The sequence below is a fragment of the Butyrivibrio sp. FC2001 genome (genome assembly GCF_000424125.1).
GTDB lineage: Bacteria > Bacillota > Clostridia > Lachnospirales > Lachnospiraceae > Butyrivibrio.
Map to the genome: position 1 here is coordinate 20585 of NZ_AUJH01000029.1, position 10534 is coordinate 31118.

The window sequence follows — 10534 nt, forward strand, 5'->3', positions numbered from 1 at the left end:
AAATGTATAAGCATTCGCTAAATGAACTGATTAAGTACGCACAGTCTCTTGGAGTGAACGTCATTATTCCGAAATACATATTAGACAAGAGGCTGCTCATTACTTCCTGGGAAGCTGATGGTAGATATGATGTACATATGACTGTAAAAATCACACAGTTAGAAAAGGCATTTTTGGAAATAGAAGCTTGGTGCGATGATCTTTCCAAGAACGGATACAAGTAAAAATAGAATACAATGATTGTCAAAAGCTCGCATTCATACAGGGATGGCGGGCTTTTTCTTCGGAATTTTATAGGCTAAAATGGCACAGTCAAGCAAGGAAAACAACAGGGTACCTCAAGCTTTAATATGCTATTTTCCATGGGTGTGCATGTTCCAGGGAGGCTGGGATATGCATGCCTTAAATAGGTAAAAGTAAGTTTTTGTAATGATAGCAATGGTGTAAAATGGTAGAGATATATTTTGTTAAAGAATAATTGTTGGCGGAGGAAAAAAGTGAAGTTCTTGAAGTGGTTAAATCTAATTCCCCTTGTAATGTTTGTGATTAGGGATATGCTCGGAATAGCTGATATTAATCCTATATGGATGATAGTTATTGCGGCATTTGTCATAATGAATGTTTTTATGGCTAAAAGCATGAAGGAGTATCTCCTGTCTTCGTTATTATTGCTGATATCATGCGTTGCCGGAATGATATTAAGTACATATTATTACTACTATTTTATTAGTTCTGATTTTGAGACACCTATAGTCGGTGCTTTCATAGCGATGGTCTATGGAATATTTGTGCTTGTGCTGGCGGTAGTTGGTACAGCTGTTTTTGCCATCAGGAACAGAAAAGAGGCAGTGAAAAATGGAGATATTTGATATAACTGACGATAACGGCTTTCCGACCGGGGAGACTGTAAGCAGAAGTGATGCACATGACAATGGGATTCCTCACAGGACAGCGCATATTTGGATTGTGAGAAAGGAAGTGGATAAATATCAGGTTCTTCTTCAGAAGAGAAGCGCCGAAAAGGAATCTTTTCCTGGGATGTATGATACTTCATCGGCAGGACATATCCAGGCTGGTGATGAGCCACTTGAGTCTGCACAGAGAGAACTGTTTGAGGAGCTTGGAATAAAAACTCTGGCCGGAGATCTTACTTTTGCCGGGAAGTTTCATATTAAGTATGAGATGGAATTCCATGGAAAAATGTTTAAGGACAATGAAGTTGCTTTTGTTTACGTGTATGAAAAGCCTGTGGATATATCCAAGCTGAAGCTTCAGACAGAGGAAGTGGAAGAAGTCAGGTGGTTTGATATCGATAAAGTCCATGAGGGATGCATACACAGGGATGGCACGTTTTGTGTTCCGATGGAAGGGCTTGAGATAGTAATGAAGTATCTTAAGGAAAAAGAAGAGAGACTAAGATGAAGAAAATAGTAGTGACAGCGCTTGTGCTGATAATGGTAATAGGAACAGTAGGATGTGGTGCGAAAAAAGAAGATGCAGCGATAATCGGTGGAGCTGACGGTCCAACATCTATTTTTCTGGCATCAAAAGTGAGTGATCCTGTGGTATCAGGAACCTGGCAGACAGCATCCATAGGCTATGAGACTGATGGGGATATGCAGCCTGAATACTATGTACAGTTTGGTGATGCAGAGATAATTTATGGTCATATGGAAAATAATGATTTTGTTCCGGATCATTTTGATAGTATTTCGCTATTCGAGGAACTGGAGACTGGAGGATACAAGATTAAGGCAGAGTCTGATAACGGAGTTCAGTACACGTATCAGTCTTCTGAAGAAAATGCGGATATCCTGGAATATTATGAGACATGGAACGAGGATGAGTTTTCAGAGAAGTACAGTGGCGGCGCTTCTCTTAGCAGATGTGATTAAACTTTAGTCTATATAAAAGGGAGGATTGATTGAAATGATAAAAGAACATATATCAAAAATCCAGCGCGGTGATTGCAGCAAAACAGAAGTGACACTTACGGGGGTATGTCTGGTCCTTGCAGGAATTGTTTTGGGCATGAAACTTGCACCATTCAGAGTTTCTATTTTTGGAAGCTTTAATGGTAACACCGGCAGCATTGATAAGCCTGAATAATATTTCAGGATAATCCAAAAAACTACAAATCGGTTTTTCTGGTTAAAAAAGGAGGCGCCTCATGAAATTAAATCGCATTCATCATATTGCGGTGATTTGTTCCGACAAAGACACTGCTCTGAACTTTTACCATAATAAGCTTGGCTTTCGAATTCTGCGAGAGAACTATAGACCGGAACGGGATGATTGGAAGATTGACCTTAAGCTCGATGACAGCGAAATTGAACTTTTTATTATGAAGGATCATCCACTCCGTCCTTCTCCCGAAGCTTACGGATTGCGTCATCTTGCTTTCCGTGTAGATAGTGTAGATGAGACCGTCGCAGAATTGGAGTCTATGGGTATCCCTTGTGAGCCGATACGACGGGATGCTTTCACGGGTGAAAAAATGACGTTTTTCCGTGACCCGGACGGGCTTCCTTTGGAAATACATGAGTAAACTACTTGTGACAAATGAGATTGGTCTGGCTGAAGTGTTAGCAAGTTCTATCCGAAGATAATGCCGTATAGACTTTTTTAGATGCTTGCATAAAATCATGAATAATTATAAACCCGCAATGAAACAAGATGTAGTGGTACTGCGCTTCGTAGGATATATCAAAGGTGATGATTTATCTTGCGATAAAACTGTATGAGAAAGGCAATAAAAATGAAGCAAATAGTTTTTTACTGTTCCGGAAGAAATGAGCTGCCACCGCCGAGAATCGATGGAATACAGTTCTTTCCTGAAAGAGCATCCATGTGGGATGAACTGTCGAAACGCTTGCCAGACGTAAGCATTTCTGTTTGGTTTACACCGCCGGGAGAGTTTGCTGTTGATATGGGGAACATCCAAACGAACGAAACCGTATCTGCGTACAAGCCGGTCAGAAGCCCGGAACGTGTCGCATACAGGTTTCTGGACGGAACGGAGTCAGTAGAAGAGATTGCCGGGAAAATCGCGGAGACGCATCCTGATGTGGCCGTTGCTTTTTCGATTCCTATTATGCCGTATGACTGGTCGGCGCTGAGAGATGCGATGGTCGGCGAAGAGCTCCGCAGGAGGGGGATTAAGACTATCTCGCACAGCACCAGATTTGCTCTTGAATCTTTTCAAAAGGAAAAATGTACAGATTTTCTTCGCAGAAATGGTTTTAATGTTGCCGGAAGCATTATGGTTCAAAACAGCCTTTTTCATGTGCATGTTACTGACCCGTCTATTCCGCAGAATGCGTATCGGGAGTTTATTTTCCGTGAGATAAGGAAACTCCGTTTTCCGGTCGTTATCAAGCCGACAGTATTCTCGGGGGCGGTTGGATTCACTGTCTCACATAATTTTGATGATGCCGTAAAGGTGCTTGATGAATGGAAACTTGACTCGGACATACTTGTCGAAGAACAGATTGATGGGGAGATTTTCGGGATTGAGATATACGGAGCAGAGGGGCATTATCATGTTACGGAGCCGGTGATTTTTTCCGTGGATGGAGATGCGACCGCAGAAGGTCTTGACATTGTTAAGGAAGGACCTGTGACAGATGAGAAGTACCACATCCCGCATTTAAAAGCAGAAATGATTAGGATGTCAGATCTATACGGACTGAATGGTTTTGCACAGGCAGACCTGATCTTTTCTCAGGGAAAATGGTACATCATTGAGATCAATCCACGCTATACATTGATGTCAGATATTTCTGCCGCCATCGAGGGAAAAGATATAATCAGTCTTTACGGCGAACTTGCGACAGGACAGATTGGCGACGCTAAGGACAATCAGCGCAGTTTTGCTATTGATTTCAAGACAAGGCTCCTGGATAGAGAAGAAATCTGCAGACTGTGCGAAAAGTATAGCTGTATTGTCTCGGTCATGAGGGTGCAGACTGCCGTATCTTCTGTCGGATCTGCGGAATACTGCGAATTTGTCATGGCAGGTGAAGAACAGAAGAAGCTTAGGAGCGATATGCGCGCAATCAAAGGAGAAATCCGGGAGGAATAAATGGCTTCAGAGCTGAATGGCAATCATGTATTATCGAAAATGTTCCACCGCAGCGTGCGATACAGTTTCTTTGGATTTTTCACGGTCATGCTGAACACCGCTGTGGATGGGGTGATTATCGGACACTTCCTGGGGGCTGCGGCCATGTCGGCGTTTGGGCTAATCGTACCTCTGTATTCCTTTATCAACATTGTCGTGGTACTCCTGCGAACTGTTCCACAACTGAACATAGGAGAAGATTTGGGACACGGAAAATTGGAGACTGCACGGCGCCGTGTTTTTCAGCTGTTATTCACAGGGCTTGCAACCGCTCTTGTATTTATACTGCTATTTACTGTGTTTCGGAGTTTTTCTGTCGCGTTGCTGTGTTCTTTCAGCGCACATTCAGAGAATACGATAAAAATGGCGGAAGACTATCTGTTTTGGATGGCTCCGTCGATGATTCCTGTTATGATGACACCGGTGCTTCATCCGGTCATGCAGCTTGACGGCGATGCCAGGCGTTCTCCTCTTGCTATTTATATCGCAACCACTGTGAACATTCTCGGCGACATCCTAAATGTTATGCTATTCCATGGCGGTATGGCCGGAATAGCAGCAGCGACCACAATCAGCTGTTACGTTGAACTTCTGGTATTGCTTCTCCACTATGCGAGAAAAACCTCGCAGCTTAAACCTTCTCCATGTCTGAGGCTTCGGATGGAATGGCTCAAGGCGTTGTCAAAGGGGATTCCTGTCATGCTTCATGAGATGACTGTTTTTCTCATCGGCATCGCCATCAATCACCTGGCTTTCATGCTTGCAGGAGAGGATCTGGTGGCGGCGGTTGCCGCCGGTAATTCAGTCTTTGCACTTCTTCTTCCCGGTTCGCTTGCCGTAAGCGGTGCTGTAATGACGCTTGGGAGTGTCGCAAGAGGTGAGGCAGACCATAAAGGTGTTAGGAGCATGCTCAGAATGGGATTATGGTATGCATTGTTGCCATGTTCAATCTATGCGATTGTTTTTATGATATCGGCCGTTCCTCTCGCACGATTTTTCCATGGAGGAAACGAGCGCCTGATGAATATGACCGCTGCTATAATCCGGGGGTATGCGTTTTCATTTCCGCTTGTCGCCATATGTCAGATTATAGAAAGCTATCTTAATGTGATTGGGAAGCGGTGGCTTTCCGCTATTGTCAGTATGCTGGAGGGGGGAATCGCGTGGATAGTTTTTTCATGGCTGCTCAGACAGGCAGAACCGGCAGGCAGGATATGGCTGGGACATCTCATAGGTGAGTTTTCTCTTGTTTTTGCTATAGCAGTAGTCATTTTATTTTGCCGGAATTTGAATCGACAAAAGGAATTGCTCACGGATAGGGAAAATGATACTGTGGAATTGGAAACTACGGTTTATACTTTTGGAGAAGCGTCAGTATTTTCTGAATCTGTAAGAAAATCCTGTCTGAATCATGGTATCAGTTCACGTATCAGTATGCTGTCTGCCCTCTGTGTGGAAGAAGCAGCATGTAATACGCTGCGCTGGGGATTTTCCGAAGAGACTGACTGCGCTGTTGATATACGTGCAGTATGCAGGAACGGGGAAATCATAATCCGTTTTCGTGATTCCGGCAGGCGCTTTAATCCGAAGAGCTACATATCGCAGGTTCTCGTTTATGATAAGAATCCGGCCAGAAATATCGGACTTAGGACTATATCGAACATCATGTCAGAGATGCAGTATATGTGTATTATGGATTGTAATATACTTCTTATCCATATCAGATAAAGATGCAGGGAATCATTTTGAAATAACAGCGCCTGCGTATAAAATGGATTAAAGTTTCGGTTAAGTAATTTAAGATGGGTTTAGCCGATTAAATCCGAATAAAATCTTGCAGTTACTTCGTGAGGAAAAAGATATAAAGCTTCCTGGAGGGCTCTATCATGAGCTACAGGTAAGAATGACATATAATTCCAATCATATCGAAGGAAGTAAGCTTTCAGAAGATCAGACAAGGCATATCTTCGAAACTGATACAGTTGATATCGGCGATGGCGTTCCTGTTGATGATATTCTTGAAACAGTGCATCACTTCCGCGCAATTGATTATGTAATAGATATAGCAGAGGAAGAGCTTTCAGAGGATATAATCAAAAGACTTCACTACATAATAAAGCATGATACAAAGGATTCAACTTTGTCATGGTTTGCGGTTGGAGATTATAAAAAACGTGCAAATGTCGTAGGGGGCAGAGAGACTTCGAAACCATCTGAAGTGCATAAGCATATGGAGGCACTTCTTAAAGAGTATAATTTAAAAAAGATTGTAACAGTAGAAGATATAATAGCACTTCATGCTGAGTTTGAATATATTCATCCATTCCAGGACGGAAACGGAAGGGTAGGAAGGCTTGTAGCATTAAAGGAATGCCTCAGACACAATATTGTGCCATTCATCATTGAGGATTCCAAGAAGAATTATTACTACAGAGGTCTCAAGGAATGGAGAAATGAAAAAGGATGGCTCATAGATACTTGTCTTGATGGACAGGATACATTTGTAAAGCTTCTTGATTTACTAGAAATTGAGCATGATTGAGATAGTATATGGAACGGAAAATTTGAAGATAATAATGACAATAATGATTAGGCCTGTATCAATGATATGGGCCTTCAATTATGAATATGGTTAGCAGAAACTAACAACGGGTGGTATCATGTAATTGAATCAAGTTACCGTTTGTGGGCTTGAAGCAGCAAAGAAGCTTAGGCTTGCGACAGCTTCTTTAAAGTCTCTACGGAACTCAGTTAGGGTATTCTTGTTTATTTCCATTGTTATCTCCAATTAAAGATCAAAATAGTCTCTGATAGCAAAGCCAACACCGTTATGGTCGCTGTCTTTTGTAATATAGTTTGCAAGCTTCTTTATATCACTTCGTGCATTCATCATGACGACAGAAATTCCTGCGGTGCTTAACATATCGCGGTCATTGTCGGCATCTCCGATAGCCATTGTTTCTTCTATGGAGATATCCAGGAGAGAAGACAGAGTCTTTAGGGCGGTACCTTTTGATACTCCCTCAGCATTCATTTCAAGGCTTGTTTCTTCTGCAAGTGCAAATGTAAGGGGGAGGTTTATTAATTCCTCATAACCGCGGTGACGGTCTTCCTGATTTCTGAAGTATATGTTTATCTTGGTGATGGAATCGTGCTTTCGACTTTCAGCAGCCATGTCATCAACCTGCCTGGTTACTTTAAGGTACATTGGCTGGTAAACTCCCATATGGAAATCGTCCATGTGGTTGATATCAGCTGAAGATACAATGGATTCATTTTCTGTGAGGAAAGTGAGCATTCCGTCGTATTTATCTGCGACTTCAATTATTCTTTCAAAGCAGGAAGAAGGTACTTCTTTTCTGTAAATGACCTTCTTGTCCATGCAATCATAGATTATTGCTCCACTGTAGCAGATGGCATAGCGGATCATGGGAGTGATCTCAAAGTACTCCTTCATTTCAACAAGCGCTCTGCCGGTTGCGTAGGAGAGATGTACTCCTTTATCAGCTACCAATGAAAGATCATCAAGCGTCTCAGGGAGAATCTTTTTATCCGATGTAAGAAGGGTGCCATCCATATCCATTGCGATCAGGCTATAGGGTAAGAAGCCTTCTTTGTTGTTAGCTTTATTTGAAATAGGCATAATTACGTCCTTTTGCAATCTTTTGTTCATCCTTGCAAATTATACATGATTTTGAGGAATTGCCAAGGTGCGGTATTTAATTTCAGACTGACTACTTTAATTCCATAACTGTCTTATGAAAGTCCATTTCTGTCATAATTGGTACATCAACTGTCTATTTAGATTCCATTAAATCCTGAAATCTTGGTAAATACTCCCTTATTCTTTTTTAGTCATCCTTAGTAACAATGAGCCAATCAAAAAATACATGATAATAATTATAAAAATCCAATGAAATTGATATGGGGATATTGCTGGGTGATGTATAACATAATTACAGAGAGGGCACACAATGAATAGATAGAAAAAACGATGAATATTGTGTTTTAAAAACACGGGAAGTAATATCATAAGCTCAGAAAGAGAAAACGGGTAGCCAAACGGCTAACATATACCACACAACCAAGAAAGGGGTAAATACTATGAGATTTAACGATGTTCAGGATACAAGAAAAGCAGAAGTTAAGAGAGAGCAGAGAAACGAAGCATTCCATAAAATGTATGATAATTGCCTTGAGAAGCTTTCAGCATTCTACAATAAAGAGAAGATGACAGTAGCATTCGGAGCTACATTCACACTTTGATTTCCATAAACAATTTAAGATTATTTATCCGCCCGGAGCAGTGATTGCTCCGGGTTTTTTATGGTATCATCAATACTATGAAAAAGGAGCTGAAGATATATGATGTTTCCATTTGATGATCCGTTTGATGCGGATATTTTTAATGATGATTATAACGATGATGGAGGGAGTGTTTGGATATGAGTATTGACATGACAGTGCCATGTGACAATGGACTTATAAACATCAGAGTAGGAGCAATCATTCTTAAGGATGGAAAATTCCTAATGGTCGGGAATAATATCAGACCGGAGTATTTGTATTCTGTAGGCGGCAGAATTAAGTTCGGAGAAACTGCTGAGGAAGCGGTAATCCGAGAAGTATATGAAGAGACCGGTGTACGCATGGAAGTGGACAGGCTTGGATTCATAAATGAAAACTATTTTTATGGGGACGCAGAGTCTAATCTCGGGAAGCTGATATATGAGATATCTTTCTTCTTTTACATGAAAGTACCTGAGGACTTTGAGCCGGAGTGTAACAGTTTTACCGAGGATGATCATGAAGAGTTTCTTAAGTGGATTGCACCTGATGATCAGGTTAAGTTTTATCCGGAGTTTTTCAGAACAGAATTGCTGCATCCTGTAAATGTGGTTAAGCATTTTTTGACGGATGAGCGTTGAAATCAGAGAAAAATTGTATTGACATTAATTTGTCAGTCAATTATACATACAACTGATATTTTTCAGAAAGAGAGACGTTATGGAAAGACTTATGCTCGTCACAATGTATAAGGTCATTACAACATCCGTGGATATGATTCAGGGGTCTGTTTTTGATATGCATGATGAGGACAACTCATTGAAGGAAAAGGAGTTTTTGCGGAACTACTGTCTGAGAATGGGATTAAGACTATGGATTTAAGTGACCTTTTGGAGGGATGATCTATATTAATAGGAGATTTTCACATGATCATTACATATAATGGTGAAAAATTAAGATATGTTGAAGATTATTATGGAGAGCCGGTACTCTGGATTACCAAACCTTCTCAAATTTCCATGGAACACATGAAATTTGTCGGTGGATATCCTGATGAATACTGCATTTATTTAAAAGATCTTTCTGAGACTGATGTTATAAAAATCAGAGAACAAGTAGTGAATGGAGCAGAATGAGCAAAAAGAAAACACCACCAAAAATGAAACACTTCGAAGATCTGAAGAAGAACTCCAAAGCAAGATGCACCAATCTGATGTATGTAATCTACAAGGAGCAGATGAAAGAAGGCTATTCTGATGAAGAGGCTCATGCACGAGTTTTTGAACTTTTAAAGAGCAGAGGAATTCTTCTTTTTCCGGAGAATGCTGCGCAGAGATATGATCACAAGAAAAATCATTTCTTAAAACGGCTTAAGAGAGATAACGTTCCTCCAACTCTGTATAAGATGGAAGATATCTTGCAGAAGGCCAATCATACTTTGAATACCCTTGAGGCCAGTATCTTTGATCTGCAGCATATGCAGGATGACATCCAAAAGCTATCGGACTACTATGGCAGCAAGCAGTGGAGAAAAGATCTTGAGTCTGATGAGCAGGGACTGTTCCCTGATGATCTTAAAAGAGGAGTGCTGTCAGAGGATGGCATTTACAACATGCTTGAACGGAACAAGGAAGTCATGGAAATGCTGAAACCGTTTTTTGAAGATTAGCCGTAAATGTCTGAAAGAATGAATATGAAAGAGTGTTGACAATGACCATAGAAAAATATAATGAAATTCCTGAAGGAGCAATGTTTAGATTTGAAAAGAAGATGAAGTAGTTTTATCTTTCAGCAGTGCGCCCAGCTAAGGGGGTTTAATCAAGCAGGTGGGAATCCTGCTTTGCAAAGGTCTAACCAATCAGCAAATAGCGAGTCTTGCGTAGCAGTCGGTAACGGCTGGTGCGAAGCGTAGACAGCGAGTTAGCAGGGATGAAATGCTATTGAGCCTCGAAAAGATAAAGTATCCGTTCGGTCGACGGTTTTGCTGACCCGGAAGACAACATCGTAGATCACGTTATTGGTGAGCGATATACGACACGGCGGGGTCATAGGGCCATTCATGTTAAACATTATGATTAAACGTCAACTGGGGAGAGCCTGCAGTTTCTCGTATAAGAGTATGAT

15 protein-coding genes are annotated in these 10534 nt (G+C 41.2%); 14 read left to right on the plus strand and 1 reads right to left on the minus strand.

From position 1 onward, the window contains the following. Window positions 1–2 precede the first annotated feature (2 nt). From G601_RS0112970 to G601_RS23215, 9 genes are all read left to right on the plus strand, one after another. A complete protein-coding gene (locus G601_RS0112970; protein ID WP_026665621.1) occupies window positions 3–224 on the plus strand; it encodes a hypothetical protein in 222 nt (73 codons plus the stop codon). Between the two features lie 273 nt (window positions 225–497). Next, window positions 498–869 carry a hypothetical protein gene (locus G601_RS0112975; protein ID WP_026665622.1) on the plus strand — a complete coding sequence of 124 codons (372 nt, stop codon included), beginning with the start codon at window positions 498–500 and terminating at the stop codon, window positions 867–869. Beyond that, window positions 856–1422 (plus strand): NUDIX hydrolase, encoded by a 567-nt coding sequence (locus G601_RS0112980; RefSeq protein ID WP_026492922.1) that lies wholly within the window; start codon window positions 856–858, stop codon window positions 1420–1422. The genes G601_RS0112975 and G601_RS0112980 overlap by 14 nt, the downstream gene beginning before the upstream one ends. Then, on the plus strand, window positions 1419–1895 hold the full coding sequence (locus G601_RS0112985; RefSeq protein ID WP_026492923.1) for a hypothetical protein: 477 nt from the start codon (window positions 1419–1421) through the stop codon (window positions 1893–1895). Before G601_RS0112980 ends, G601_RS0112985 begins: the two co-directional genes overlap by 4 nt. A 34-nt stretch (window positions 1896–1929) precedes the next feature. Beyond that, window positions 1930–2109, plus strand: coding sequence for a hypothetical protein (locus G601_RS0112990; RefSeq protein ID WP_026665623.1), 180 nt, complete (start codon window positions 1930–1932; stop codon window positions 2107–2109). A 61-nt stretch (window positions 2110–2170) separates the two neighbouring features. After that, window positions 2171–2548 (plus strand): SMU1112c/YaeR family gloxylase I-like metalloprotein, encoded by a 378-nt coding sequence (gloA2, locus tag G601_RS0112995; RefSeq protein WP_022767537.1) that lies wholly within the window; start codon window positions 2171–2173, stop codon window positions 2546–2548. A gap of 192 nt (window positions 2549–2740) precedes the next feature. After that, window positions 2741–4084, plus strand: coding sequence for an ATP-grasp domain-containing protein (locus G601_RS0113000; RefSeq protein WP_029319591.1), 1344 nt, complete (start codon window positions 2741–2743; stop codon window positions 4082–4084). Between the two features lie 39 nt (window positions 4085–4123). Next, on the plus strand, window positions 4124–5851 hold the full coding sequence (locus G601_RS0113005; protein ID WP_255346208.1) for an MATE family efflux transporter: 1728 nt from the start codon (window positions 4124–4126) through the stop codon (window positions 5849–5851). 106 nt (window positions 5852–5957) lie between these two features. Further along, window positions 5958–6665, plus strand: a complete 708-nt coding sequence (locus G601_RS23215; protein ID WP_242834425.1) for a Fic family protein — start codon at window positions 5958–5960, stop codon at window positions 6663–6665. Between the two features lie 246 nt (window positions 6666–6911). Here G601_RS23215 and G601_RS0113015 read toward each other — a convergent pair whose 3' ends face one another. Then, complete coding sequence (locus G601_RS0113015) at window positions 6912–7796, minus strand: Cof-type HAD-IIB family hydrolase (protein ID WP_081673527.1); 885 nt, start codon at window positions 7794–7796, stop codon at window positions 6912–6914. Between the two features lie 431 nt (window positions 7797–8227). On the opposite strand from G601_RS0113015, the gene G601_RS26210 reads away from it, so the two are divergent. The 5 genes from G601_RS26210 to G601_RS26900 all read left to right on the plus strand — a co-directional run bounded on the left by G601_RS26210 (window position 8228) and on the right by G601_RS26900 (window position 10079). After that, complete coding sequence (locus G601_RS26210; protein ID WP_155829569.1) at window positions 8228–8389, plus strand: hypothetical protein; 162 nt, start codon at window positions 8228–8230, stop codon at window positions 8387–8389. A 179-nt stretch (window positions 8390–8568) separates the two neighbouring features. Then, window positions 8569–9051, plus strand: a complete 483-nt coding sequence (locus tag G601_RS0113030) for an NUDIX hydrolase (protein ID WP_035790746.1) — start codon at window positions 8569–8571, stop codon at window positions 9049–9051. Between the two features lie 79 nt (window positions 9052–9130). Beyond that, on the plus strand, window positions 9131–9292 hold the full coding sequence (locus tag G601_RS26215) for a hypothetical protein (protein WP_155829571.1): 162 nt from the start codon (window positions 9131–9133) through the stop codon (window positions 9290–9292). A gap of 44 nt (window positions 9293–9336) precedes the next feature. After that, window positions 9337–9546: a hypothetical protein gene (locus G601_RS0113040; protein ID WP_029319550.1), complete on the plus strand. Its 210-nt coding sequence runs from the start codon at window positions 9337–9339 to the stop codon at window positions 9544–9546. Between the two features lie 23 nt (window positions 9547–9569). After that, entirely contained in the window at window positions 9570–10079 is a 510-nt protein-coding gene (locus G601_RS26900) for a DUF4298 domain-containing protein (protein ID WP_242834426.1), read from the plus strand. Window positions 10080–10534: the final 455 nt, after the last annotated feature.

What these genes read in the sequence shown, in the direction of transcription:
- G601_RS0112970 (WP_026665621.1), top strand. Translation starts at nt 3, where the DNA reads ATGTATAAGCATTCGCTAAATGAACTGATTAAGTACGCACAGTCTCTT.
- G601_RS0112980 (WP_026492922.1), top strand. Translation starts at nt 856, where the DNA reads ATGGAGATATTTGATATAACTGACGATAACGGCTTTCCGACCGGGGAG.
- G601_RS0112985 (WP_026492923.1), top strand. Translation starts at nt 1,419, where the DNA reads ATGAAGAAAATAGTAGTGACAGCGCTTGTGCTGATAATGGTAATAGGA.
- G601_RS0112990 (WP_026665623.1), top strand. Translation starts at nt 1,930, where the DNA reads ATGATAAAAGAACATATATCAAAAATCCAGCGCGGTGATTGCAGCAAA.
- gloA2 (WP_022767537.1), top strand. Translation starts at nt 2,171, where the DNA reads ATGAAATTAAATCGCATTCATCATATTGCGGTGATTTGTTCCGACAAA.
- G601_RS0113000 (WP_029319591.1), top strand. Translation starts at nt 2,741, where the DNA reads ATGAGAAAGGCAATAAAAATGAAGCAAATAGTTTTTTACTGTTCCGGA.
- G601_RS0113005 (WP_255346208.1), top strand. Translation starts at nt 4,124, where the DNA reads ATGTTCCACCGCAGCGTGCGATACAGTTTCTTTGGATTTTTCACGGTC.
- G601_RS0113015 (WP_081673527.1), bottom strand. Translation starts at nt 7,796, where the DNA reads ATGAACAAAAGATTGCAAAAGGACGTAATTATGCCTATTTCAAATAAA.
- G601_RS26210 (WP_155829569.1), top strand. Translation starts at nt 8,228, where the DNA reads ATGAGATTTAACGATGTTCAGGATACAAGAAAAGCAGAAGTTAAGAGA.
- G601_RS0113030 (WP_035790746.1), top strand. Translation starts at nt 8,569, where the DNA reads ATGAGTATTGACATGACAGTGCCATGTGACAATGGACTTATAAACATC.
- G601_RS26215 (WP_155829571.1), top strand. Translation starts at nt 9,131, where the DNA reads ATGGAAAGACTTATGCTCGTCACAATGTATAAGGTCATTACAACATCC.
- G601_RS0113040 (WP_029319550.1), top strand. Translation starts at nt 9,337, where the DNA reads ATGATCATTACATATAATGGTGAAAAATTAAGATATGTTGAAGATTAT.
- G601_RS26900 (WP_242834426.1), top strand. Translation starts at nt 9,570, where the DNA reads ATGAAACACTTCGAAGATCTGAAGAAGAACTCCAAAGCAAGATGCACC.